Raw genomic sequence first — 25,220 nt, 5'->3', positions numbered from 1 at the left:
CATGTCTCCTTGGACGGCGTTCTGCGACACCTGTTCCGCGACAATGTCGCAAAAATCTACTTTCGCATGCGTGGCGCGGGCTGTCCACCGGGGAAGCCCCCACGTTGGCACGCTCCTTGCTTGATAAGGGATAGGCAGCCGACTGCCGCTATCCCAACAATATCGGAGACAAGCATGGACATCGCGACCCGCATCACCCCGGACTCGTATGGCACCCGTCTGGACCTGAAAACGCAGTACGACAATTTCATTGATGGAAAGTGGCAGAAGCCGGCAGACGGTGAGTACTTCGACAACGTCACTCCGGTGACCGGCCAGGTGCTGACCCGCAACGCGCGCTCCAAGGAACGCGACATCGATCTGGCGCTGGACGCCGCGCACCGTGCCGCGCCGAAATGGGGTGCGACCCCGGCCGCCGAACGCGCCCGCATGCTGATGCAGATCGCGGACGTGATGGAAGCCAACCTGGAACGCCTGGCCACGGCCGAAACCTGGGACAACGGCAAACCCATCCGCGAAGCCCGCGCCGCCGACATCCCGCTGGCGATCGACCACTTCCGCTATTTCGCCTCGTGCATCCGCAGCCAGGAAGGCGGCCTGTCCGAAATCGACAGCGACACCGTCGCCTATCACTTCAACGAACCGCTGGGCGTGGTCGGCCAGATCATCCCGTGGAACTTCCCCATCCTGATGGCCGCGTGGAAGCTGGCGCCGGCGCTGGCCGCGGGCAATTGCGTGGTGCTCAAACCCGCGGAGCAGACGCCGCTGGGCATCCTGCTGCTGATGGAACTGATCGGCGACATCCTGCCCCCGGGCGTGTTGAACGTGGTCACGGGCTTCGGGCTGGAAGCCGGCAAGCCGCTGGCCTCCAGCAAGCGTATCGCCAAGATCGCCTTCACCGGCGAAACCACCACCGGCCGCCTGATCATGCAGTACGCGTCGCAGAACATCATTCCAGTGACGCTGGAGCTGGGCGGCAAGTCGCCCAACATCTTCTTTGCCGACGTGGCCGCGCAAGACGACGACTTCCTGGACAAGGCGGTGGAAGGCTTCGTGATGTTCGCGCTGAACCAGGGCGAAGTGTGCACGTGCCCCAGCCGCGCGCTGATCCAGGAATCGCTTTACGACAAGTTTATGGAACGCGCCTTGAAGCGCGTGGCCGAGATCAAGCAGGGCAACCCGCTGGACGGCGACACGATGCTGGGCGCGCAGGCGTCCACCGAGCAACTGGAGAAGATCCTGTCGTACCTGGACATCGGCAAGCAGGAAGGCGCCGACGTGCTGGCCGGCGGCTCGCGCGCGCAGATGCAGGGCGGGCTGGAAGGCGGCTATTACGTGCAGCCGACGGTCTTCAAGGGCCACAACAAGATGCGTGTGTTCCAGGAAGAGATCTTCGGGCCGGTCGTGGCGGTGACGACGTTCAAGGACGCCGATGATGCGCTGGCGCTGGCCAACGACACGCTCTATGGCCTGGGCGCAGGCGTGTGGTCGCGCGACGCCAACACGTGCTATCGGATGGGCCGCGCCATCAAGGCCGGCCGTGTATGGACCAACTGCTATCACGCCTATCCTGCGCACGCGGCGTTTGGCGGCTACAAGCAGTCGGGCATCGGACGCGAGAACCACAAGATGATGCTCAACCACTATCAGCAGACGAAGAACCTGCTGGTGAGCTATTCGCCGAAGAAGCTGGGCTTTTTCTGATCGTCAACCTGCGGCCGGCGCGCTGGGCCTTCGGGCCTGGCGCGCCGGCGCTCCCGGATAGGAATGACGCCATGACAGAGCACACGCCGCGCGTGGTCGCGACCGACGAGGCGCGCAAGCTGATCGATACCTTGCGGACCAAGCACGGCCCCTTGATGTTCCACCAGTCGGGCGGATGCTGCGACGGCAGTTCGCCCATGTGCTATGCGCTGGGCGAATTCATGGTGGGCGGCTCGGACGTCCTGCTGGGCGATCTGGAGGGGTGCCCGTTCTACATGGGCGAGGACCAGTTCGCTTATTGGGAGCACACGCAGTTGATCATCGACGCCGTGCCCGGTCGCGGCGGCGCCTTTTCGCTGGACAGCGCGGAAGGCAAGCGCTTCCTGCTGCGCTCCCGGCTGTATTCGGACGAGGAATGGGCGCAGGTGGCCCCGGTCACGAAGGGGTGAAGGAACCGCCCTTGCTGCCTGGGCCGTGGCCGGCCGGGTCTTGCGCCTGCCCCGCCTGCTTCCACTGGAACGAGACGCGCCGGATGCGGGCGGCGCGGAATTGCGTGAACGAACGGCCGCCCGGCATGGGCGCGCCGCGATAGGCACTGCTTGCGTTTTTCATCGTTGGGCCCACTCCAGGGCGTCTTCAAGCCGGTCATTACCCCAAAACATTTCATCGCCCACGAAGAACGTGGGCGCGCCGAACACGCCGAGGTCTCGGGCGCGGTCCACCTGCCGGCGCAGCGCCTCCTTGGCGGCCTCGGACTTGGCCTGGGCGATCAGGGCGTCCGCGTCCAGCGACAGCTGGGTCAGCAAGCCATGCACGACGTCTTCGGCCTGGATGTCCAGGTCATGCTGGAAGTTGGCGCGAAACACCGCCAGGCAGAAGTCGCGGCCCCAGGGTTCGTCCTGCCCCAGCAGCCCGATGCGAGCCGGCAGCACGCTCATGCGCGGAAACAGGCGAGGACGGTTGTAGACCACGCCGTATTTGTCGGCCAAGCGGGCAATGTCGCGCATCATGTACGCGCCCTTGCCGGGGAACAGCCGGAACGGCGTGTCGTTCCATCCCTGCGCCTGGAAGATCGGGCCCAGCAGGAACGGACGCAGGTCGACCCGCACGCCGGCCGCCTGCGCCAGGGCGTCGACCCGCTCAATCGCCAGATAGCTGTAGGGGCTGGCGAAATCGAACCACATCTGCATGCGGGGCGAGTCAGGCAACGGCGCGGTCATCACGGGTACTCCGGGGGAAAAGGTGGCGCGACGGCGCAGGCAATGCGCCCGTCGCAGCCTGTTATTGAACGCCGTCGGCGTACTATTGCTCAAGCGACATTTCCGTCTGATACGCATGAGTTTTGCGAATGCCATATCCGCTGGCCAAACTTCCTCCGCTTGACCTCGTCCGAGGCTTTGTCGCCGTGGGCCGCCGCATGAGCATCACGCTGGCCGCGCAGGATCTGCATGTGACGCAGTCAGCCGTCAGTCGCCAAATCCGGGCGCTGGAAGCGCATCTGGGCGTGCCGCTGCTGGTGCGGGGTTTTCGCAGCGTGTCGTTCACGTCGGAAGGCGCGCAACTGTTCCGCATGGCCGACGTGTGGCTGAGCCAGCTGGGCGACCTGACCGAACAGCTGCGCGCCCCCGAACGGCGCACGCCGGTCACGGTGACCACGACCATCGGCGTGGCGTCCCTGTGGCTGCTGCCCCGGTTGGGGGAATTTCAGGCGGCGCACCCGCATATCGACGTGCGCGTGGCCGCCGACAACCGCCTGATCGACATCGACCGCGAAAGCGTGGACATCGCCATCCGCTACAGCCCGCGCGACATGGTGCCGGACGGGGCGGTCTGGCTGTTCGGGGAATCCGTGGTGCCGGTGGCCCATCCGTCCTTGCAGGCGCGCGACCTGGATGCCCGCGAATTGCAACGCCATGTATTGCTGGAATTCGACGACCCGACCCGCCCGTGGCTGCAATGGTCCGAATGGCTGAACGCGCGCGGGCTGGGCCGCACCCGCGCCAAGGGCATGCTGCGCTTTAACCAGTACGACCAGATCGTGCTTGCCGCGCTGGCGGGCCACGGCATCGCGCTGGGCCGGCTGGCGTTGATCGCGCCCATGCTGGCGGACGGCCGGCTGGAGGCGGTGGGCGGGCAGGCGGCCCGCGCGACGGAACATGCCTACTGGCTGGTGCGCAACGCGCGCCGCAGCACGCCGGACGCCGATGTGGTGGCGCAGTGGCTGACCGAACAGGCCGCCATGACCGCGCGCGACCTGTCCCCCACGACGCACACCGGTTAAGCCCGGTACGCCTCCATCACAAAGCTATACAAACCTTTGTACATTCGGGCCCGGCCCCCTGTACATTTCGCGCTGCATGGCGAACGGCCGCGTTAAACCCACCACGAAAAGCCCCGATCGCTCGCTGCCATTCCGCCCCTAGGGGCTGCGCCCCCCTGGACACGGGCCGGAATCTCTTTCATGCGCCATCCCCCCGCGCCGGTCTCGCCCGACAGGCCCGCGGGCATCCTATTGCCGCTATCTGCGTGTTGGCCGATAGCTCCTTCCCCCGGTGCAAATGAAGCGTTTTCCTCCAGCGTACGCGTGGCAAGACTGGTTTCTCAACGTCCAACGCGCGTTCCTGCTTATCCTGGCGCCCTGGCTGGTCAGTGTGCTGGCGCAGTTTGCAGGCCGCGCCTACCTGCTTGCGACCTACGCGCCGCCAGCGACCTATGCGGCGCGTCCGCAGGACGTGGGCAAGTCGCTGGGGATCGGGCTGCTGTTCGACATCAAGGTGACGAGCATCGTCTTTTCGGCCCTGCTGCTGCTGGCGATGCTGGCCGCCGGCAGCCGGGCCTTGCACGCGCGCTGGCTGCGCTGGATGCCCGGCGTGGGCGCCGGCCTGGCCGCCCTGTTCGCGGCCTCGACGGTAGTGACGGTCTGCTACTACGCCACGTTTTCGCGGTCGATCGACATCTTCGTATTTGGCCTGATCGATGACGACACCCGCGCCATCGCGATGACGCTGTGGCACGGCTACCCCGTGGCGCAGGCAGGGCTGCTGCTGTCGGCGGTGCTGGCCTCTACGTGGTGGCTGGGCACACGCTGGCAACGGCGCGTGCAGCGCCTCCCGCTGCAGCGCCGCGCGCTGGCCCCGGCTGCGCTGCGTGTGCTGCTGATCGTCGCGATCACCGTGCTGGCGTGCCGCGGATCGCTGGGCCGCTTCCCCTTGAACAAGGACGACACCAGCATCTCCAGCGTGCGGCTCTTGAACGACATTACGCCCAATGGCATTTCGTCGTTTTTCTGGGCCCTGGCCGAACGCGGCAACGACAAGCGCTTCCAACCGGTCACGGCCGCAGCGGGCCAGGCGCTGTACGAGCGCTTCCTGGGCCACCCCGCGCAGGGCCTGCAACCCTTCATGGCCGTGACCGCGGCCAATCCGGCAGCCCACGCGCGGCCGCCGCACGTCGTGCTGCAGGTCATGGAAAGCATGGGGCACCACCTGAACGCCTATGACCAGCCGGGACGCGACCTGCTGGGCGCGCTGCGGCCGCATTGGCAGCAGGACTGGCGCTTCGATCGCTTCCTGTCGGAAGGCAACGGCACCATCGATTCTCTGTCGCGCCTGCTGGTGCGCAGCCCGGTGTCCGCCATTGGCCAATCGTCCGCGGCCGACGCCGAGTTCGCCAGCAACGCCTTCGCGCCGTATCTGGCACGGGGCTACCGCGTGCTCTTCGTCACGTCAGGCGCCGCCACATGGCGCAACCTGGGCACGTTCGCCACGCATCTGGGCGCCCATGAATTCATCGACCAGCAGACCCTGCGAGCCCGTTATCCCGAGGCCGAAGCCGGCACCTGGGGCGTCCCCGACGAGTACATGTTCCGCTACATCGAAAGCCGCCTGGCCGAGGCGGACCCGGACGGTGCGCCGCTCTTCATCATCGCGTTGTCCACCACGCATCACCCGCCGTTCCTCATTCCCGAAGGCGGCAAGCACGGCGACCTGCCGCTGTACGACGTGACGCGCCAGCCGTACTTCAAAGCCTGGGATGGCCTTGCCGACGCCTTCGACACGCTGCGCTATGCCAACGACCAGCTGGGACGCTTCCTGACACGCGTGAAGGCATCTGCCAGCGGCAGCCGCACCATCGTGGCGGTCACGGGGGATCACAACCTGTTGGGCATCGACTACCAGGACGACAAGGACGCGGCCTTGGCCCGCGCGGTGCCGTTCTACTTGTACGTGCCGCCCGCCTATCGGGCCGGCGCCACGTATGACCCGACGCGCGTGGGCAGCCACAAGGACATCATGCCGACGCTGTATCAGTTGAGCCTGCCGGACACGCCTTACTTTCGCACTGGCTGCGACCTGCTGGCCGCGCGGACGGATCCGGTATGGTGCTTCGGGATGAACGACCCGGACGTAACGATCACGCAAGACGGCGCCTACCGCCAGACCCGCCCGGGCAAGATACTGCCGTGGGCCGGCCCCTCCGGCCTGGCGCTGGCCCGCGAGCAGGACACCTCGCCGGCGCAGTTGGCCGAGCAGAAGCGCCTGCGCGCCTACCCCGACCTGCTGCGCTGGCAGATGAACCATCAGGTGCAGATGCAGCCGCAACCGCACCCGCGGCCATAGCCCCGCCTGGTCGATCCGTTTATTCCACGCTCACCTGCGCGTCGCCGGCGGTCATCTCGCCGACCACGGCAGCCTGTTCGAAGCCCTGGCTGCGGAACAGGTCCAGCACGGCGTCCGCGGCCTCGGGTGCGCAGGCCACGAGCAAGCCGCCGGACGTCTGCGGATCGGTCAGCAACGCACGCTGCGTGTCGGTGACCGCCGCGCCCAGCTGCACCGAGCCCCCATAGGACGCCCAGTTGCGGCCGGACGCGCCGGTGATCACGCCATCGGCCGCGAAGGCCTGCACGCCCGGCAACCAGGGCAAGGCGTCCAGGCGCAGCCGCGCGGTCAGCTTCGCGCCGCGCGCCATCTCCAGCGCATGCCCCAAAAGGCCAAAGCCCGTCACGTCGGTGATCGCGTGCACGCCGTCCAGTGCGGCCAGCGCCGGGCCCGGGCGATTCAGGCGCGTGGTCGTGTCGATCATCACGCGGTAGCCCGCGTCGTCCAGCCGGTTCTTCTTCAGCGCGGCCGACAGGATGCCCACGCCCAGCGCCTTGCCCAGGATCAGCACGTCGCCCGCCCGCGCATCCGCGTTGCGCTTGAGACGGCCGGGGTGCACCAGGCCCATCGCCGCCAGGCCGTAGATCGGCTCGACGGAATCGATGCTGTGGCCGCCCGCGACCGGAATGCCCGCGTCCTCGCAGACCGATTCGCCGCCGCGCAGGATGTCGGCGATAACGCTGTGCGGCAGCACGTTGATCGGCATGCCGACGATGGCCAGCGCCATGATGGGCGTGCCGCCCATCGCGTATACGTCCGACAGCGCGTTCGTGGCCGCGATGCGGCCGAAGTCGAACGGGTCGTCCACGATGGGCATGAAGAAGTCGGTGGTGGCGATGAGCGCCTGCTCGTCGTTCAAGCGGTAGACCGCGGCGTCGTCGGCGGTCTCGGTGCCCACCATCAGGTTCGGATAGCTGGCGGCGGGGCCGAAGCGCTTGAGCAGTTCGGACAGCACGCCGGGCGCGATCTTGCAGCCACAGCCGCCCCCGTGGGACAACGACGTCAAACGCGGCACAGCCGCCGTGGCAACATCCTGGGTCATTTCAATCTCCATGGGTCAATGGAAAAAGGATAGCACCGCCGCCGAGGTTGGCTCTATGATGATCCGGCAGGATGCGTAGGAGCACACCCCAAGGGACGGCCGCCCGGCCAAGGGCGCACCGATAGCCAAACTTCACCGTGCGTGAGGGCTTCATGGATCGCCGACACTTTCTCCGACTCTCTGGCGCATTGTGCGCCGCCACAACCGCCTTGCCGCAGGTGCTGCGCGCCCAGCAGGCTCCCGTCAGCGCCGACTGGCGCAGCTTTGAACTGACCACCGACATCAGCGTGAAAGACCCCGGCGCGCACACGCGCATCTGGGTGCCGGTGCCGTACGCCACCGACACGCCGTACCAGCGCGGCGCGCAAAGCACCTGGCAGGTCAGCGGCGGCGGCACCGCCCAGCTGATGCGGGCGCCCGGCTACGACGTGCAGATGCTGGCCGTGCAATGGCCCGATGCCCAGGCCCCGCGCCACGTCACCGTGACCAGCCGCTTCCAGACCCGCAATCGCCGGGTCGACCTGACGCAGCCGCCGCCCTCGGACGCGGTGCTTGAACGCCCCGCCGCCCTGCGCGAGTTCCTGAAACCCTCCGCACTGCTGCCCACCGACGGCATCGTCAAGACCACTGCGGACCAGATCACCCGCGGCCACCAGGGCGACCTGGCGCGCGCCCGCGCCATCTACGAGTGGGTGGTGGAAAATACCTGCAGGACGGCCGCGACCCGCGGCTGCGGCGTGGGCGACGTGCGCTACATGCTGACGGCGAACGACCTGAACGGCAAATGCGCCGACATCAACGCGCTGTTCGTGGCCCTGGCCCGCGCCGCCGGCATCCCCGCACGCGACGCCTATGGCTTGCGCGTGGCCAATTCCGAGCTGGGCTACAAGAGCCTGGGCAAGGCCGGCGACGTCACGAAAGCCCAACACTGCCGCGCCGAGTTCTACGCCGCCGGCTATGGCTGGATTCCGGTCGACCCCGCCGACGTGCGCAAGGTCATGCTGGAAGAGCCGCCGGGCGAATTGCCGCTGACCGACGCGAAGGTGCGCGCCGCGCGCGTCATGCTGTTTGGCGCGTGGGAAATGAATTGGGTCGCGTACAACCACGGCCACGACGTCGTGCTGCCGGGATCGGCGCATGACCCGGTGCCCTTCCTGATGTATCCCAACGGCGAGACCAGCGCCGGACGGCTGGACAGCCTGGACCCCGACAGCTTCAGCTACAAGCTCAGCGCCAAACCCATCGCCATCTGACCCGCCCGCGGAGGAAGCCGCCTTGATCAGCCGTCGCCGCCTGCTGCAATCCGGCCTGTCGCTGGCCGCCCTGCCCGGGGGGGCGCGGGCCGCCAGCGACTCGGCGCTGAAAACCGCCACCGGCCCCGACTGGGCGCCGTGGACTGCGCCCACGCCCGCCCTCGTCCTGCCCGACCTGGCCGGCCGCGAACAGAAGCTCTCAGCCTGGCGCGGCAACGTCGTCATCGTCAGTTTCTGGGCCACCTGGTGCGAGCCCTGTCGCGATGAAATCCCGTTGATGTCCGCCATGGCCAAGCGCCACCGCGAAGAAGGCTTGCGGCTGGTGGCCGTGAACGTCGGCGAAGCGCTGGGCAAGGTCTCGACTTTCCTGGCGAAATGGCCCGTGGCCGGCACGGTGCTGCATGACCGCAACAGCGCGGCGTCCAAGAAATGGGAAGCGATCGGATTGCCCGCCAACTACCTGGTGGACCGCGGCGGATCGATCCGGTATTGGCATTTGGGGGAACTGGACTGGCAGTCGGACCGCGTGACGGGCGTGGTGACGCGGATGCTGCGCAGTTAAAGCGTGTGGCGGAAGGCAGCAGGAGTCGAACCTACCTGGGAACGTCTGACGCCCCCAACTGGGTTTGAAGCCCAGCCGTGCCGCCGGGCACGAATGCCTTCCTCAGCAGCCCGCCTATGATACCGGCTCTGCGTTCACCTGCATCGCCGCGTACGCGCTTTCCGCCCGCAAGACGTGCGTATCGCGCACCCGCCGCGTATAGCCCACCCGGTCGAAGAACTCCAGGATCTGGATGGCGCGCTTGCGGCCCAGCCCCGTCGCATCGCGGAACACCGCTGCGTTCAGGCCCGCCGGCTGCGCCGCCAGGTCCGCCGCGATCCGCGCCAGCGCCCGCACCTGGTCCCGGTGATAGAACAGGTCCTTAACCACCTGCGCCACGTCGCCGCGGCGCAGCAGCTTGCGCAGCAACTGCCGCACGCGCTCTTCGGGTTCGTTCTGCGTGCGGGCCAGGTCGCGCACCCAGGGCGGATCGAAGGCGCCCTGCTCCAGCAATGGCAGCAGGCGCGCGGCCAGCGCCGATTCCGCGTCGGCCAGCGTGGAGGTATGGGCCGGCAGATGCAGCCAGGGGCCGTTGCGCGCCACGCGCCCGTCGCGCTGCAGATGGTCCAGCACGGCCGTCCACAAGGCGTCCGGCCCCACCGGCATCGCCATCCGGCGCAAGCGCGCGCTGTCCGGACCCGGCTCGTCGGGCGCGCTTTGATGGAAGGCCGCCAGGGCCTGTTCGACGCGCTCGCGCAGGGCGTCCCAATGCGTGGCCAGGATCAGGGTGCGCGGCGCCTGCGCATTGCGCGTCTCGATCCACAACGCGCCATGCGGCGCTTCGATCGCGCGCACGGGTTTGCCGGTCAGGCGCTGCAAGGCGCCTTCATCCAACCCGAGCGGCGCGTGCGCCAGCACCGGCGGCAGGCCGCCGCCGTCCAGCATGTCGGACAACGCCTGCAAGCCTTGCAGGCGCGAGGCCGCGCGGCGCTTGCGGTCCGGCGCATTCGGGTCCAGCACGCGGCCGCCGCCAACGGTGCGCGTCGCTTGCGCATTGCGCACGATGTAGCGGTCGCCCGGCATGGCGCAGACCGGCTCGTCAAAGACCAGTTGCACCCAGCCGGACTGACCCGGTGCCAGCGTCTCGGCGCTAAGCGGCACCACGTGCGCCACGTGGCGCGCGGCGCCGATGTGCACGTGCAGCGGCGCCCAGGCGCGCACGGGCGCATCGGCGGAAGCAAGCAGCGTCAGCGCCACGTCGATATGGCGCGAAGGCAGGAAGCAGCGGGCGTCCGCGATCCAGTCGCCGCGCGCAATGGCGTTCTTGTCGATGCCGGCCAGGTTCAGCGCGCAGCGCTGGCCCGCCACGCCGGTTTCGCTGGGCTGGTTCTGCGCGTGGATGCTGCGCACGCGCACCCGCGTGCCCGCGGGCATCAAGCGCAGATCGGCCGTGTCGTCGCCCGCGCGGGCCTGGCCCGCGTGCGCGGTGCCGGTCACCACGGTGCCGTGCCCCGCCAGCGTGAACACGCGGTCCACCGCCAGCCGGAACAGGCCGGCGCCGTCGCGCTGGCGCAGGCCTTCAGCCTGCGCGTGCAGATAGGATTTCAGTTCCGCGGTGCAGGCATCGCCCGCTTGCGAGGCCTGCACCGCGAACACCGGCGCGCCCGCCAGGAAGGTGCCGGCGGCAAGTTCCGCGATCTCGGCGCGCACGGCCGCTTGTTGGGCGGCGTCGGCGCGGTCGGTCTTGGTGAGAGCCACCGCGCCTTGCGCCACGCCCAGGAGGGACAGGATGGCCAGGTGTTCGCGCGTCTGCGGCATGACGCCGTCGTCCGCCGCCACCACCAGCAGGCCGAAGTCGATGCCGCTGGCGCCGGCCGCCATCGTATGCACCAGCTTCTCGTGGCCGGGCACGTCAATGAAGCCCAGCACGTCGCCATTGGCCAGCGGCGTATAGGCGTAGCCAAGTTCGATGGAAATGCCGCGCGCTTTCTCTTCCTTGAGCCGGTCGGTGTCGACGCCGGTCAAGGCGCGCACCAGCGTGGTCTTGCCGTGGTCGATATGGCCGGCGGTGCCGATGATCATGCCAGGGGCTCCGCCAGTTGCGCGGCAAAGGCGGCCTCGTCGCGCGCCTCCAGGCAGCGCAGGTCCAGCCACAAGGCGTCGTCGGCGATGCGGCCGATGACGGGCGTGGGCAGGCGGCGCAATTGCGCCTCGAGCTTGTCCAGGTGGCGCCCCGGCCGCCCGCTGCCCGCGTAGCGCACCGCCAGCCCCCAACTGGGCAACTGGTCCACCGGCAGCGCCCCGCTGCCGATCTGGCTAAACATGGGCACGGCCTCGACCGCATAGGAGGCGCCGGCCGCATGCGCCAGCACGCCACGCAGCCGTTCGGCCTGCGGCTGGATCTCGCGCTGCGGGCGGGTCAGAAGGCGCAGGGTGGTCAAGCGCTGCGCCAGGAATTCCGGCGCGCGGTACAGGCCCAGCACGGGTTCCAGCGCCGCCAGCGTCAGCTTGCTGACGCGCAAGGCGCGCTTGAGCGGATTCTTCTTGATCTTGCGGATCAGGTCGGCGCGGCCCACCAGCAGGCCGGCCTGCGGGCCGCCCAGCAGCTTGTCGCCGCTGAAGGTCACCAGATCAGCGCCAGCGGCGATGGTTTCGCGCACCGTATCTTCCTTGGGCAGGCCGAACTGGGTCAGGTCCACGAGCGTGCCGCTGCCCAGGTCCACCGTGGCCGGCAGCCCTTTCGCGTGCGCCAGCGCCGCCACCTCGGCCACGCCGACGCTTTTGGTGAAACCGGTGACGGCGTAGTTGCTGCAATGCACCTTCATCAGCATCGCCGTGCGCGGGCCGATGGCGTTGTCGTAGTCGGCGGCGTGCGTGCGGTTAGTGGTGCCCACTTCCACCAGCTTGGCGCCGGCGCGCTTCATGATGTCGGGGATACGGAACGCGCCGCCGATCTCGACCAGTTCACCGCGCGACACCACGACCTCGCGCCGGTCAGCCAGCGCGTTGAGCATCAGCAGGACGGCGGCGGCGTTGTTGTTGACCACGGTCGCGGCCTCGGCGCCGGTCAGTTCGCACAGCAGCTCGTCGATCAGGTCGTCGCGGTCGCCGCGGCCACCGGTGTCCAGATCGAACTCCAGGTTGGCCGGCGTGGTCAGCGCGCGCAGCACCGACGCCACCGCCTCGTCGGGAAGCAGCGCCCGCCCCAGATTGGTGTGCAACACCGTGCCGGTCAGGTTGTAGACGGCGCGCAGGCGCGGCTGGGCCGCCTTGTCCAACGCCGCCGACACGCGGGCGGCCACCACCGGCGCATCCAGTTCGTTGCGCGGCAACTGGCCGGCCAACGCGCGCTGGCGCTGCGCGTCCAGGTCGCGCCGCAGCGCCGCCACCACCTGGGTGCGGCCGTGCGTGTCCAAGGCGGCGCGCAGGGCGTCGGCGTTCAGCAGGCGATCCAGCGGCGGGATGTCGGACACGGCGGCCATGGCGGCCACGGCGCCCTCTGACGGGTGCTCGGCCATGCTATTCCTCGGCGCCATGCCACAACAGGGGGTTGCCGCTGGCGCGCGAATAACCCGCTTCGCCCACCAGCACGTCCAGCATCAGGCTGGCCAGGTCGTCGGCCACCGGTTCCACGTGCAGGTCCTTGTCCTGATAGAAGATCTTGCGGTACGTGTGGCAGTGATCGCAGGTCTCGGCCTTGATGGCGGGCGAGCGGCCGTCGATGGCCTGGTACGCCACCGATTCCACGTCTTCGCAGTGCGTGCACTTCACGCGCACCATGTGCCATTGCGTGGCGCACAGGCTGCAGCACAGGTAGCGGTAGCCTTCAAACTGGCCGCCCACGCGCACCACGCTGGCCACCGGCAGGCTGGCGCAGACGGGGCAGACGCCGAACGGGCTGACCACCGGCAACTGCTTGTCGTCGAAACGGCTGGCCAGATCGGTCCAGTAAACCTGCAAGGCCGCCATCACGAAGGGCGCCGCGGCGCTGTCCACGCCCTGGTCCTGCTCGGCCAATACGGCTTCAGCCAGGTCTTCGAGCGATTCGGGGTCTTCGTCCACCGCCCGGCGCAGCACGGCGCAGACCTCGATGGCTTCGGCCGGCACGTTCTTGCCGCGCGCCACCTCGTCCACCAGCTGCGCCAGGATGTTGCGCCACATCGGGTCGCGCGGCCAACCGATAGCCTGCAAAGGCGGCATGCCATGGGCCTGCGCCAGCGCGACGCGGTCTTCCGACGCCTCCGGCGCCGCACAGTCTTTCAGCGCGCGCTGCTGGGCGTCAACCAATTGCGCCATCAGCAGCAGGTAGTCCGCCACCGGACTGTCCGACGCCAACTGACGCAAACGCGCGGCGCGGGTCGCAAACACCGAGCCGCGGTCGGGCAGGCTGACGCGGGGGATATTGTTGTGGTCTAGCGCTTCGATCTCGCCGCGCGGAAGAATTCGCTGCAATGGTGTCTCCAAGAAAACAAACACGGCTGCTGGCCTTCAAAGAAGGATAGCAGCCGTAGGCAACTACGTGGACGCGGCGAGGGGGGCCCCGTCCCTCCGGCCGGGCCGCCCCAAGGAGGGACCACCCCCTCGGGGGGCAGGAAGCGCGCACAGCGCGCGCGCCGTGGGGGCCCCTCCCCCTCTACTTTCGGATCTGTTCGCGGAACCAGGCGCGGTGGTGTTTCCACGCCCAGCCGGCGGTGACATAACCCCGCAGCATCGCGGTGAGCGATCCCTTGACCCAGATCGCTGCGTAGATGTGCACGATGATCGAGCAGATCAGCACCAGCGCCGTCACGGCGTGCACCACGGAGGCGACCCGCACCACCCAGATCGGGAAGTAGAACGCGAAGAATTCGCGCCAGATCACGATGCCGCTGGCAAACAATCCCAGCATGCACAGCACCAGCACATAGAACAGCAGCTTCTGGCCGGCGTTGTACTTGCCGACTTCCGGCAGCTTTTCTTCGCGGTTCTCGACCACGTCGTTCAGCTGCTTCAACCACTGGCGGTCCGCCTTCGTCATGAGGTTGTGCCGCCACATGTGGCCGGCGAACACGACGAAGCAGACGAACATCACCACCCCGATGAAGGGGTGCAGGATACGCGTCCAGGGGCCGCCGCCAAACAGATTGGACAGCCAGAACATCGACGGGTGGAACAGCGCCAGGCCGGACAACGCCAACAGGATGAACGTGAAGGCAATGATCCAGTGGTTGGTGCGCTCGCCCGGCGAATAGCGCTTGATGCGGCGGTGATGGCGGTCTTCAGTCATGGCGCACCTCCTCTTCGGCACGGCGTTCGTCTTCTTCCGAGACCTCGTTGCGCCCGACGCGGGCGTAGTGGAAGAAGCCCGCCAAGGCGGTCAGGGCCATCGCGGCCACGCCCAGCGGTTTGGCCAGCCCCTTCCACAACGACACCATGGGGCTGATATGCGGGTCCTTGGGCAGGCCGTGATACAGCCCGGGCTGATCGGCGTGATGCAGCACATACATGACGTGGGTGCCGCCCACGCCTTGCGGATCATATAGGCCGGCCTGGTCGAAACCGCGGGACTTCAGGTCCACGATCCGCTCTTCGGCGTGCTGCTTCATGTCTTCCTTGGTGCCGAACACGATGGCGCCGGTGGGACAGGCCTTGACGCAGGCCGGCTCCTGGCCGACGGCCACGCGGTCGGAACACAGGGTGCACTTGTACGCCTTGTGGTCCTTCTTCGAGATGCGCGGCACGTTGAACGGGCAGCCGGTGATGCAGTAGCCGCAGCCGATGCAGTTTTCTTCGTGGAAATCCACGATGCCGTTGTTGTACTGGATGATGGCGCCCGGCGAGGGACAGGCTTTCAGGCAGCCCGGATCCTCGCAGTGCATGCAGCCGTCCTTGCGGATCAGCCATTCCAGGTCGCCGGCGGGGTTCTCGTATTCCGAGAAGCGCATGACGGTCCAGGAATGCTCGGTCAGGTCGGCCGGGTTGTCGTAGACGCCCACGTTGGTGCCGATCTCGTCGCGCAGGTCGTTCCATTCCATGCAGGCGCTTTGGCAAGCCTTGCACCCGATGCACTTGGAGACGTCGATCAGCTTGGCCACCGAGCCCGTGACGGGTTCACGGATGCCCGGCGGCGGCGTGGTCGTGGCGGAGCGCCGTTTGATGTCTAAGGATTGCAGGGACATGACGGTTCTCCTAAGCCTTTTCGACCTGCACCAGGAACGACTTGAATTCCGGTGTCTGCGAATTACCGTCGCCCACGACAGGCGTCAGCGTGTTGGCGATGAAGCCGGGTTTGGCCAGGCCCACGAAACCCCAGTGGATCGGGATGCCCACGTGGTGCACGGTCTTGCCCTCGATGGTCAGCGCCCGCAAGCGCTTGGTGACCAGCGCAACCGCCTTGATGTAGCCGCGGTTGGACGACACCTTCACCCGCGACCCGTTGGCGATGCCCAATTCCTTGGCCAGCGCTTCGCCGATTTCCACGAACTGCTCGGGCTGGAGAATGGCGTTGATGCGCACGTTCTTCGTCCAGTAGTGGAAGTGCTCGGTCAGGCGGTAGGTGGTGGCCACGTACGGGAACTTGTCCGCCGTGCCCATCGCGGCCAGGTCGTCCTTGAAGACGCGCGCCGCCGGATTGCTGGTGACGCCCTTGGCCTTGGGATGCAGCGGGTTGTAGCCCAGCGGCGTCTCGAAGGGCTCGTAGTGTTCAGGGAAAGGCCCTTCAGCCATGCCCGCCCGCGCAAAGAAGCGCGCCACGCCTTCCGGGTTCATGATGAACGGACCCATGCCGCCGTCCGGGTTCTCGTCTCCCTTGAAGTCGGGAATGTCCGCGCCTACCCAGATCTTGCCGTTCCACGAGATCAGGTTGCGCCGCGGGTTGAACGGCTTGCCGGACACGTCGCACGACGCGCGGTTGTACAGGATGCGGCGGTTCGCCGGCCACGCCCAGGCCCAGTTCAGGGTCTGGCCGATTCCGGTGGGGTCGCTGTTGTCGCGGCGCGCCATCAGGTTGCCGCCGGGGCCCCAGGCGCCGGCGAAGATCCAACAGCCGCTGGCCGTGGAACCGTCGTCACGCAGTTCCGCAAAACCCGCCACTTGCTCGCCGCCCTTGCGCACGAGCTTGGTGGGGTCCTTGGGGTCCATGACGTCCACCAACGCCTTGCCCGAATATTCCTTGGCCAGCTCTTCCGCGGTGGGGCTTTGCGGATTGGAGTACGGCCAGGACAGGTTGACGATGGGGTCGGGGTACTTGCCGCCTTCCTCCTGGTACATCTTGCGCAGGCGCGTGAAGATCAGCGACATGATTTCGATGTCGCTCTTGGCTTCGCCCGGAGGCTCGGCGCCCTTCCAGTGCCATTGCAGCCAGCGCCCGGAGTTCACCAGCGCGCCGTCTTCCTCGGCGAAACAGGTGGTGGGCAGGCGGAAGACCTCGGTCTGGATCTTGGCGGGGTCCACATCGTTGTGTTCGCCCGCGTTGCGCCAGAACTCCGAGGTCTCGGTGACCAGCGGGTCCATGATGACCAGGAACTTCAGCTTGGCAAAACCGTCGTTCAGCTTGCCCTTGTTGGGCGCGGCTGCGAGGGGGTTGAAGCCCTGCGCGATGTAGCCGTTCATCTTGCCCTGGACCATGAGCTCGTAGACCTGCAGCATGTCGTACATCTTGTCGAGCTTGGGCAGGTAGTCGAACGCCCAATTGTTCTCGGCAGTGGCCGACTTGCCCCACCACGCCTTCATCAGGCTCACGTGGAACTTGCTGTAGTTCTGCCAGTAGCTGAGCTGGTTGGGCCGCAGGGGCTTCAACGCGCGCGTCTCGATGTACTTGGCGTAGTCCTGTTCGGGCTCGTTGGGCAGGGTCATGTAGCCCGGCAGCAGGTTCGACATCAGGCCCAGGTCGGTCAGGCCCTGGATGTTCGAGTGCCCGCGCAGCGCGTTCATGCCGCCGCCCGCAATACCGATATTGCCCAGCAGCAGCTGCACCATGGCGCCGGTACGGATGATCTGCGAGCCAATGGAGTGCTGCGTCCAGCCCAGCGCGTACAGGATCGTGGCGGCGCGGTCGGTGGTCGCCGTGGAGGCCAGCATGTCGCACACCTTCAGGAACTTGTCCCGCGGCGTGCCGCACACGCGCTCGACCATCTCTTCGGTGTAGCGCGAATAGTGCTTCTTCATCAGCTGATACACCGTGCGCGGATGCGTCAGCGTGGGGTCCGTCTTGACGAAACCGTCGTCGCCGCGCTCGTAGTCCCAGCTTGCCTTGTCGTACGTGCGCTTCTCGGCGTTGTAGCCCGAGTACAGGCCCGCTTCGAACGTGAAGTCCTCGCGCACGATGTAGGAAAAGTCGGTGTAGTTGCGCACGTACTCGTGCTGGATCTTGTCGTGATCCAACAGGTATTTGATGACGCCACCCAGGAAGATGATGTCGGTGCCGGTGCGTATGGGCGCGTAGAAGTCCGCCACGGATGCCGAGCGCGTAAAGCGCGGATCCACGACGATCAGCTTCGCCTTGTTATGGGCTTTCGCTTCCGTGACCCATTTGAACCCGCACGGGTGGGCCTCGGCGGCATTGCCGCCCATGATCAGTACTACGTCCGCGTTCTTGATGTCGACCCAATGGTTCGTCATCGCTCCACGGCCAAACGTCGGGGCAAGACCTGCCACCGTCGGGCCATGTCAGACACGGGCTTGATTGTCGAACGCCAGCATCCCCATGCTGCGCACTGTCTTGTGCGTGATGTAGCCCACCTCGTTGCTGCTTGCCGAGGCGGCCAGCATGCCGGTGGTCAGCCACCGGTTTACCGTTTTGCCGTCCGCGGTCTTCTCGACGAAGTTCGCGTCGCGGTCGGCTTTCATGAGCTTGGTGATGCGCGTCAGGGCGTCGTCCCACGACATCCGTACCCATTTGTCCGACCCGGGCGCCCGGTATTCCGGGAACTTCAGGCGGTTGGGGCTGTGGATGAAGTCGATCAGGGCCGCGCCCTTCGGACAGAGCGTGCCGCGGTTGACGGGGTGGTCAGGGTCGCCTTCGATGTGCATGATGCTGGCGCGCGCGTTCTTGGCGCCGTCGCCCAGACCGTACATCAGCAAACCGCAGGCGACCGAACAGTAGGGACAGGTGTTGCGCGTTTCGGTCATGCGCGCAAGTTTGTACTGGCGCACCTCAGCCATGGCTGTGCCGGGAGCAACCCCGAGCAATGCCAGGCTGGAGCCTGCCAGGGTTGCACCTGTCACCTTGAAGAACTGGCGGCGATTCATGTTGACCATGAAGCACTCCTCTCCTGGTGAATGACGAAAGCCGGAGGCTCGTCCGAAGGAAAAAGCCCTACAACTTCCAAGGATATTTCAACAAGTATATTCCGAAGCCGCATGGCCGTGCCATGGGTCAAACCCGCTGGCGCCCGGGATTTGGCAGCGAAATGGGAGTTGTTCGCAGATTTTGGAGGGTCGGCAGGCTGCTACCATTGCCGGCGGCCGTGGCTAGACCGGCCCTTTTCCACCCATTTTTGCCTGACCGCTGGAGCGCCAATGCGCCGCTTTGCCCCGCTGGCCCTGTCCCTTGCCGTTCTGGCCGAGGCGCCTGCCCCCGCCGCCGCAGCCCCCGCGCGCGCCGCCCTGACGCCGGCCGCCGCCGCCACCGAGGCCGCCCACCAGGCGACGATGGACGGCTACCTGTATTTCTACCCCCTCGTCACGATGGACCTGACGCGGCGCCAGTTCACGCACCCGTCGCAGGGCGCACAGGGCGCGCCGTCCAACGCGTTCCTGCATGTCCGCACCCTGCCCCAGCCGGGCGCGGCCACGCCCTGGGCCAACCCCGACATGCTGCGCAGCACCGGCTGGCTGGACCTGACGGCCGGCCCCGTGGTGCTGTCGGTGCCGGACACCCAGGGTCGGCGGTACACGCTCACCCTGCTGGACATGTGGACGGACGTGTTCGCCGCGCTGGGCAAGCGCACGACCGGCACGGCCAAGGGCAACACCGTGATCGTGCCGCCGGGCTGGACGGGCACGCTGCCCTCGGGCATGGCGCGCATCGACGCCCCCACGGCGCACGTGTGGGCAAAGGTGCTGATCCAGACCGACGGGCCGGCCGACTACGCCGCCGTCAACGCCTTGCAGGACGGCTTCACGCTGACGCCGCTTGCGCAATGGAACCTGCCCGCGCAATCGCAGCGCGTGAAGTCCGACCCGAACCTGGACCTGAAGATCCCGGTGCGCGAACAAGTGGAATCCATGCCCACCGACGCCTTTTTCACCTACGCGGCGGAATTGCTGCGCAAGCATCCGCCGCACGCGACCGACCAGCCTGTGCTGGCGCAGTTGCGCCGGGTGGGCCTGATCGCCGGCAGGACCTTCGAATTCGACCGCCTGGACCATCCCGCCAAGCAAGGCATGCGCCGGGGCCTGCGCGCCGGACGTGAACGCATGGAAGCTGCCGCCGGCGGCACGCTGCGCGCCGTCAACGGCTGGCAGCAGGAAACCGCCAGCGTCGGCGTGTATGGCAGCGCCTATCTGCGCCGCGCGATGGCGGCCCAGGCCCAGCCGGGGTCGGGCTTGCCCGAAGACCAGATGGTGCTGCTGCTGGCGGCCGACAGCCAGGGTGCGCCGATCGATGGCGCGCACCGCTACGTGCTGCACTTTGAAAGCGGCCAGTTGCCGCCCGCGGGCGCGGCGTGGTCGCTGGCCGCCTATGACGGCCAGGGCATGCCGGTGGCCAACCTGCTGAACCGCTACGCGCTGGGCGACCGCGCGCCCTTGCGCTACAACGCCGACGGCTCGCTGGACGTGCACATCAGCCATGCGCCGCCCGCGCCCGAGGAACAGGCCAATTGGCTGCCCGTTGCGGCTGCGGGGCCGGTGACCGTGCTGCTGCGCGCCTATGAGCCGGGCCCGGCGCTATTGGACGGCTTGTGGATGCCGCCCGCGTTGGTACGCGACGAACCGCAACCGGTGGCGGAGACGGCGCCGGCGGCGGAGGCTCCCGTGGCAGAGCCGGTGGCCGAGACGGCGCCCGCCGCGCCGGCCAAGGCCGCGCCGAAGACCGCGCCCCCCGGGGCGAAGAAACCCTAGACGCGGCGCGAATGACGGCGCCATGACAGGCGCCTGCCGCTACCATAGGCGTTTTATTTCTGAATGATGAGCGCCCGCCATGGACGACGCCTTTAGCCACCAATTGTCGATGACCATCCTGATGACGCCGGACATGGCGAATTTCTCAGGGAACGTGCACGGCGGAACCATCCTGAAGTACCTGGACCAGGTGGCCTACGCCTGTGCGAGCCGGTACGCCGGCCAATACGTGGTGACCCTGTCGGTCGACCAGGTCGTGTTCCGCGAACCCATCCACGTGGGCGAACTGGTGACCTTCCTGGCGGCGGTGAACTACACCGGCCGCACCTCGATGGAGATCGGCATCAAGGTCGTCACCGAAGACATCCGCAAGAAGCTGGTGCGCCACACCAACAGCTGCTATTTCACGATGGTGGCGGTGGACGACAAGGGTGCGCCGACCGCCGTGCCGCCGCTGGCACCGCGCAACCTGGAAGAGAAGCAGCGTTTCGAGGCCGCCCGCCTGCGCCGCGAACTGCGCCAGGAGATGGAACGCCGCCACGACGAGATCAAGCGCGAGACCACGCACGATGCGCCGCCGGCCGGCTGAAGAACTAAGTCCATAAAAAAACCGAGCCACGCAGGCTCGGTTTTTTTATGGGCGCAAACGTTCAGGCAGTTGCCGTCACGCGCGTTCCGCGGCGCCGGGTGGGCTGGGCGGCGCGGAGACGGGTTCGCGGTCGCGGCCCACCATGCGCTTTAGCCCCAGCCATTGCTGCGACCAGAAGCTGCGGCCGTAGTCGCGCCCGCCCAATTCGGCCCGCTGGTCATGGATGCCCGTCGGGCCGTAGCCCACGCCAAAGCGGGCGGTGCGGAACAGCACGTCCCAGATCGGGAACAGCGCGGCGAAGTTGTAGCCGCCCACCGGCCCCGGCGAGGACGCGTCATAGGCGATGGAATGGTGATGGCGGTGAAAGCGCGGGCTGACCAGCAAGCGTTCGCCCAGCGCGCCGAAATGCATGCGCAGGTTGGCGTGCGAGAAGCTCTGCGCCAGTTGGGTGATGGCCACCACGATCACGAATTGCGCGGGCGGCACGCCCACCAGCTGCGACACGAACACGACCAGCACGTCGCGCAGCATGTCGTCCAGCAGGTGATTGCGGTCGTCGCTCCAGATGGTCATCTGGCGCTGGCTGTGATGCACCGCATGCAACGCCCAGAGCCAGCTGAAACGGTGCTGGGCACGGTGATAGACGTAGTCCACCGCGTCGAACAGCAGCAGGTAGATGATCAGGCTGACCCAGGCCTTGTCCGTCACGCCGGGCCAGTACTGGTCCAGCTGGAATGGCGCAAAACCCCAGACGTGCAGTTGTCCGAAGATGCTGTCCCAGAACGGGTCGATCGTGAAGAACAGCGCCAGGCGGAACACGCCCAGGCGGTGGATCAGCGTGTACAGCACGTCGATGCCGATCTGGCGGCGGTCGGTGACGGCTTCAACCGGCCGCAGACGCTGCAAGGGGCCAAACACCAGCACCAGCACGGCGATCTGCACCAGGCCCACCAGCAGCCACATCGTGGCGTCGTAGCCGTCTTCGATGAAGTTGCTCATCCCCAGGTGAAACAGCGCAGGCTGGATCAGCGTTTCGAAGAGCCATTGCTGGCAGGCCCCGAAGAATTGACTAAGCGTATCCATGATCAGTGATGCGTGGCGATCCAATCGCGGTAAGCGGGATGCGTATTCAAGGTAGCAAAACAATAGCCCTTCTGCTGCAAGCCCACAATCAAGGGCTCGAGCACGGCGGGCGCCCAGGGGTCCTGGCGCGACCAGATGCCCAGGTGGGCCAACAGGATGTCGCCCGGCTTGATGGTGCGCAGCGCCTGGTCCAGCAGCTTGGCATTGGGGTATTTATCGCTGGGAAGCTCGTCGCCCAGGAAGCCGGCGGGCGCCCAGCCCACGTGCTCGAATCCGCACGCCTTGGCCGCCTTCAGCAGCGCGGGCGAAGTCTTGCCGCCCGGCGCGCGGTAGATCGGCAGCATGTTCTGGCCCGTCATCTGATGAAAGCGGGTGGCCGAACGCTTGATCTCGGCGCAATACTGCTCGGCCGTCCATTCCTCGCGCTTGCCCGTTTCCGGGCCGGCGCTGGGCTTCACGCGGAACTTGCCGCCGGGCAGGTCGCCCTGCCAGTAGACGTGGTCGTAGGTGTGCGAACCGAAGGCATGGCCTTCGGCAGCGCGCGCCTTCCACCACGGCGCCCACACGTCGTCCAGGCTCGCGCCGTCGGTCTTGGTGCGTTCATTGGCCAGGAAGAAGGTGACTTTGACGTGATGGCGGTTGAGCACATCCGCGATCAACGGCGCCACGCCCATGTGACCCGTGTCGAAGGTCAGGTAGACCGGCTTGTCGCACGTCGTCGGCGCCGCCGCATTCGCCATCGGAACAGCGAACGCCAGGACCGCCGCAAGAAGGCTTTTCACCGCCGGGCCGCCCCAAGGTGAAAATGCCCCCTCGGGGGGCAGCAAGCCCGCGACAGCGGGTGCCGCGTGGGGGCTTTTTTTCACCGCCGGGCCGCCCCAAGGTGAAAACGCCCCCTCGGGGGGCAGCAAGCCCGCGATAGCGGGTGCGGCGTGGGGGCTCTTACCTGGTTGGCGCATGGTTCAAGGTCCACACACCGTGGGGGGACTTGCCGACCGACACCTGGTTCACGACCTTCTTCTGCTCAAGGTCCACCACCGTCATCTTGCGCGCCCAGCGCGAGGTGACCAGCAGCGTCTTGCCGTCGGCCAGCACGTCCATGCAGTCGGGGCCGCCGGGCACCGCGAAGGTGTCGGTGACGGCCAGCGTCTGCATGTCGATGCGGCTGATGGAGTTGGCGGTGCGGTTGCTGACGAACAGATGGCGCTTGTCGCCCTGCGCGCGGAAAGCGTGCGCGCCGGCGGCCGTGGGGATGCGCTTGACCAGTTTGGCGGGGCCGTTGCTGACGTCGTAGGCTTCGACGAACGAATCGCCGGTCAGCGCCACGAGCAGCGTCTTCTGGTCCGGCGTCAGGAACACGTCGGCCGGCGTCTTGCCGACGGACACCGTCCACTTGGGCGTCTGCGTGGCCAGGTCGATGGCGATCAGCTGATCGCTGTCCTGCAGCGTCACGTAGGCCGTGGTGCTTTTCTTGTCGATCATGATGTGGCTGGGCGTCTTGCCCGCCGGGACGCGCTTGACCAGCTTCAGCTCGGCGCCCTTTTCCTGCGGCTGCCAGGCATAGATGTCGATATGGTCCAGGCGGTTGGCCGCCGTGACGAACCACTTCATGTCCGGCGAAAACTGCAGCTGGTAGGGATCGACGATGCCGGTCAACGTGCGCTGCACGTCGCCCGTCTTGGGATCCATCATCGTGATGGTATTGCCGGTGGCGTTGGCCACCATCAACGACTTCTCATCCGGGGTCAGGTACAGGTGATGCGGCTCTTTGCCGGTCGGCACGCGCCGCAGTTCCTTGTAGGACACCGGATCGATGATGCTGACATTGGCGTCCAGGGAGTTCAGGACGAAAATCGGGGCGGATGCCGCCGCTGCGCTAAGCGCCATCCCTACGCCGGCCAGGGCGTAGCGGACAAAATGCAAGGGATTCAATTTCAAGGTCCGGCAAAAGGGGATCGGGCACCGATCCCAGTGCCCGCCATTTTAGGCACAGCCGCCTTTCAAAAGCGCAACAGTGGGGGGTTTGGCGACAAACGTACACGCCTGTTGCGACCCCGCAACAACCCCCACCTGAAAACCCTCTGAAAACACCGAAAAGTCATTTGGCGCCAACGGGTTGCGCGTTGGCGTCGACCCAGGCGCCAGAGGCGATATCGCGCTCTCGCAGGGCCGCCGCGCGGGACGCGGACGAAGGCCCCAGGTCCGCTTCCAGCACCCCGCCCTGCGGACCGATGACAAAGGTGCCGATGCCGGTCTGCCCGTAGCGCGCCGGCCACGCCACGATGCGGTAGGCGGTGTCCTGTCCGCCCGGCAGCACGTTGTAGCGGTAGCCGGCATAGGCGTCCGCCACGGGCACCTCCGGCCCCATCGCCAACGCGTCCGGCCCGAAGGCCTGCGGCGGGGATCCGGGCACTTCCGGCCAGTACAGGCCGTCCATGGTGCCGGGTCGGCTGACCAGGCGGCTCGCATAGCGGCCCTGTCCCACGCCTTGTTGATAGCGGGTCTGCGCGGCCTGCAGCTGCTGCAGGGTTTCAATCGCTGTCAGTTCATTGCGACCGATGGCGCGGCGCTGGATTTCGGCTTTGCCCGCAACCGGGTCGAACCGCCAGCCCTTACCCGATTGCACGATGGGAACCGGCATGGTCCATCCGGAATCGCCGACCGCCAGCCACGAGCGGCCGCCATCCGCGATGACCTCGTGCTTCTTGGCCCACGCCGACAGGAACCGGTAGATATCTTCCTGCGCCACGCCGCCCGGCACGATCTGCTTGTGATCGGGCCCCAGCACGCGGGCGATCGCGGCCGGGTCGCTGGTAGCCAGCGCGTCGGCAAAGGCGTCCGCCGCCGCCTGCGACGTCGGATACACGCTTTGCGCCGCCACCGGGGCGGCCAGCCCCAGCGCCAGCAATGTCGCGGCGCCCAGCACGCGGGCATGAACCCAGGCATTCGTCATGAAAGCTCCCTTGTCCATGGTGCTTACCTCCGGCCGCCGAAATGGCCGCCGCCGCCGCCCATGTGCCCACCACCGCCCCCACCACGCTGGAAGCCGCCTCCGCCGCCTCCCCGGTTCATCTCGGTGCGCTGGCCTTGCTGGCGCATGCGGTCGCCGTTGCCGGCGTCGTGCAGCGCGCTGCTGCTGTTGGACGCCCGGGCCCGATCGCGGGCCGCAGACTCGTCGGCACGCTGGCGTTGCGCCGCCGCTTGCCGATCGGGGTTGGATGCACCCGAGGCGCGCGGCGTCTGGCCGCCTTGCGGCCGCTCACGGGCGCCTTGGCCCCCGCCCGCGCCCTGTCTCTTATAAACATAT

The 25,220-nt window shown here is 67.3% G+C and carries 22 protein-coding genes and 1 tRNA gene; 9 read left to right on the top strand and 14 right to left on the bottom strand.

The annotated features are described in order from the left end of the window. Positions 1-174 precede the first annotated feature (174 nt). Entirely contained in the window at positions 175-1,704 is a 1,530-nt protein-coding gene (adh, locus tag AC27VE_RS28025) for an aldehyde dehydrogenase (RefSeq protein ID WP_315140421.1), read from the top strand. A 71-nt stretch (positions 1,705-1,775) separates the two neighbouring features. Continuing rightward, positions 1,776-2,153 carry a DUF779 domain-containing protein gene (locus AC27VE_RS28020; RefSeq protein WP_006227305.1) on the top strand — a complete coding sequence of 126 codons (378 nt, stop codon included), beginning with the start codon at positions 1,776-1,778 and terminating at the stop codon, positions 2,151-2,153. Here the strand turns inward: AC27VE_RS28020 and AC27VE_RS28015 are convergent. Next, a complete protein-coding gene (locus AC27VE_RS28015; protein WP_488705577.1) occupies positions 2,140-2,316 on the bottom strand; it encodes a hypothetical protein in 177 nt (58 codons plus the stop codon). The two genes, AC27VE_RS28020 and AC27VE_RS28015, sit on opposite strands and share 14 nt — an antisense overlap. Further along, positions 2,313-2,924: a 2-hydroxychromene-2-carboxylate isomerase gene (locus AC27VE_RS28010; RefSeq protein WP_315140415.1), complete on the bottom strand. Its 612-nt coding sequence runs from the start codon at positions 2,922-2,924 to the stop codon at positions 2,313-2,315. The genes AC27VE_RS28015 and AC27VE_RS28010 overlap by 4 nt, the downstream gene beginning before the upstream one ends. 128 nt (positions 2,925-3,052) lie before the next feature. Here AC27VE_RS28010 and AC27VE_RS28005 point away from each other — a divergent pair, with 128 nt between their 5' ends. Further along, the gene (locus AC27VE_RS28005; RefSeq protein ID WP_427956108.1) at positions 3,053-3,985 is read left to right on the top strand and encodes a LysR substrate-binding domain-containing protein; all 933 of its coding nucleotides are present in this window, start codon (positions 3,053-3,055) and stop codon (positions 3,983-3,985) included. A gap of 277 nt (positions 3,986-4,262) precedes the next feature. Next, positions 4,263-6,323, top strand: coding sequence for an LTA synthase family protein (locus AC27VE_RS28000; RefSeq protein ID WP_488705576.1), 2,061 nt, complete (start codon positions 4,263-4,265; stop codon positions 6,321-6,323). 19 nt (positions 6,324-6,342) lie between these two features. Here AC27VE_RS28000 and selD read toward each other — a convergent pair whose 3' ends face one another. Then, positions 6,343-7,404: a selenide, water dikinase SelD gene (gene selD / locus AC27VE_RS27995; RefSeq protein WP_488705575.1), complete on the bottom strand. Its 1,062-nt coding sequence runs from the start codon at positions 7,402-7,404 to the stop codon at positions 6,343-6,345. Positions 7,405-7,556: 152 nt separating this feature from the next. On the opposite strand from selD, the gene AC27VE_RS27990 reads away from it, so the two are divergent. Together AC27VE_RS27990 and AC27VE_RS27985 are read left to right on the top strand one after the other, a co-directional pair. Continuing rightward, on the top strand, positions 7,557-8,657 hold the full coding sequence (locus tag AC27VE_RS27990) for a transglutaminase-like domain-containing protein (RefSeq protein ID WP_488705574.1): 1,101 nt from the start codon (positions 7,557-7,559) through the stop codon (positions 8,655-8,657). Positions 8,658-8,679: 22 nt separating this feature from the next. Beyond that, positions 8,680-9,219 carry a TlpA disulfide reductase family protein gene (locus AC27VE_RS27985; protein WP_488705573.1) on the top strand — a complete coding sequence of 180 codons (540 nt, stop codon included), beginning with the start codon at positions 8,680-8,682 and terminating at the stop codon, positions 9,217-9,219. 6 nt (positions 9,220-9,225) lie between these two features. On the opposite strand, the gene AC27VE_RS27980 is transcribed toward AC27VE_RS27985, so the two are convergent. The 7 genes from AC27VE_RS27980 to fdnG form a co-directional block, all read right to left on the bottom strand. Then, positions 9,226-9,321: transfer RNA gene (locus tag AC27VE_RS27980), tRNA-Sec, on the bottom strand. A gap of 12 nt (positions 9,322-9,333) precedes the next feature. Then, complete coding sequence (gene selB, locus AC27VE_RS27975) at positions 9,334-11,280, bottom strand: selenocysteine-specific translation elongation factor (protein WP_488705572.1); 1,947 nt, start codon at positions 11,278-11,280, stop codon at positions 9,334-9,336. Next, positions 11,277-12,716, bottom strand: coding sequence for an L-seryl-tRNA(Sec) selenium transferase (gene selA, locus AC27VE_RS27970; protein WP_488705571.1), 1,440 nt, complete (start codon positions 12,714-12,716; stop codon positions 11,277-11,279). Before selA ends, selB begins: the two co-directional genes overlap by 4 nt. A 1-nt stretch (position 12,717) precedes the next feature. Beyond that, on the bottom strand, positions 12,718-13,650 hold the full coding sequence (gene fdhE / locus AC27VE_RS27965) for a formate dehydrogenase accessory protein FdhE (RefSeq protein WP_488705570.1): 933 nt from the start codon (positions 13,648-13,650) through the stop codon (positions 12,718-12,720). 181 nt (positions 13,651-13,831) lie between these two features. After that, complete coding sequence (locus tag AC27VE_RS27960) at positions 13,832-14,464, bottom strand: formate dehydrogenase subunit gamma (RefSeq protein WP_488705569.1); 633 nt, start codon at positions 14,462-14,464, stop codon at positions 13,832-13,834. After that, positions 14,457-15,356 (bottom strand): formate dehydrogenase subunit beta, encoded by a 900-nt coding sequence (gene fdxH / locus AC27VE_RS27955; protein ID WP_315844890.1) that lies wholly within the window; start codon positions 15,354-15,356, stop codon positions 14,457-14,459. Before fdxH ends, AC27VE_RS27960 begins: the two co-directional genes overlap by 8 nt. A 10-nt stretch (positions 15,357-15,366) precedes the next feature. After that, positions 15,367-18,435 (bottom strand): formate dehydrogenase-N subunit alpha, encoded by a 3,069-nt coding sequence (gene fdnG, locus AC27VE_RS27950; protein ID WP_488705568.1) that lies wholly within the window; start codon positions 18,433-18,435, stop codon positions 15,367-15,369. Positions 18,436-18,696: 261 nt separating this feature from the next. Between fdnG and AC27VE_RS27945 the strand changes: the two genes are divergently transcribed. Together AC27VE_RS27945 and AC27VE_RS27940 are read left to right on the top strand one after the other, a co-directional pair. Next, complete coding sequence (locus AC27VE_RS27945; protein ID WP_488705567.1) at positions 18,697-20,241, top strand: DUF1254 domain-containing protein; 1,545 nt, start codon at positions 18,697-18,699, stop codon at positions 20,239-20,241. A gap of 79 nt (positions 20,242-20,320) precedes the next feature. Beyond that, positions 20,321-20,830, top strand: a complete 510-nt coding sequence (locus AC27VE_RS27940; RefSeq protein ID WP_006227321.1) for an acyl-CoA thioesterase — start codon at positions 20,321-20,323, stop codon at positions 20,828-20,830. Between the two features lie 75 nt (positions 20,831-20,905). Here the strand turns inward: AC27VE_RS27940 and AC27VE_RS27935 are convergent, their stop codons facing one another. The 4 genes from AC27VE_RS27935 to AC27VE_RS27920 all read right to left on the bottom strand — a co-directional run bounded on the left by AC27VE_RS27935 (position 20,906) and on the right by AC27VE_RS27920 (position 24,866). Continuing rightward, positions 20,906-21,913, bottom strand: coding sequence for a sterol desaturase family protein (locus AC27VE_RS27935; RefSeq protein ID WP_454676043.1), 1,008 nt, complete (start codon positions 21,911-21,913; stop codon positions 20,906-20,908). A 2-nt stretch (positions 21,914-21,915) separates the two neighbouring features. Then, on the bottom strand, positions 21,916-22,653 hold the full coding sequence (locus AC27VE_RS27930; protein WP_006227323.1) for a polysaccharide deacetylase family protein: 738 nt from the start codon (positions 22,651-22,653) through the stop codon (positions 21,916-21,918). 202 nt (positions 22,654-22,855) lie between these two features. Beyond that, a complete protein-coding gene (locus tag AC27VE_RS27925) occupies positions 22,856-23,836 on the bottom strand; it encodes a YVTN family beta-propeller repeat protein (protein WP_454678091.1) in 981 nt (326 codons plus the stop codon). A 175-nt stretch (positions 23,837-24,011) separates the two neighbouring features. Beyond that, positions 24,012-24,866, bottom strand: coding sequence for a DUF2950 family protein (locus AC27VE_RS27920; RefSeq protein ID WP_488705566.1), 855 nt, complete (start codon positions 24,864-24,866; stop codon positions 24,012-24,014). Between the two features lie 62 nt (positions 24,867-24,928). On the opposite strand from AC27VE_RS27920, the gene AC27VE_RS27915 reads away from it, so the two are divergent. After that, positions 24,929-25,220: hypothetical protein (locus tag AC27VE_RS27915; RefSeq protein WP_488705565.1), on the top strand; the 292-nt coding region annotated here is incomplete at its 3' end.

The organism is Achromobacter sp. 18P8.1.1, assembly GCF_057799415.1.
Note: the sequence above shows the minus strand (reverse complement) of the source record. Positions and strands in the feature narration are given on the sequence as shown.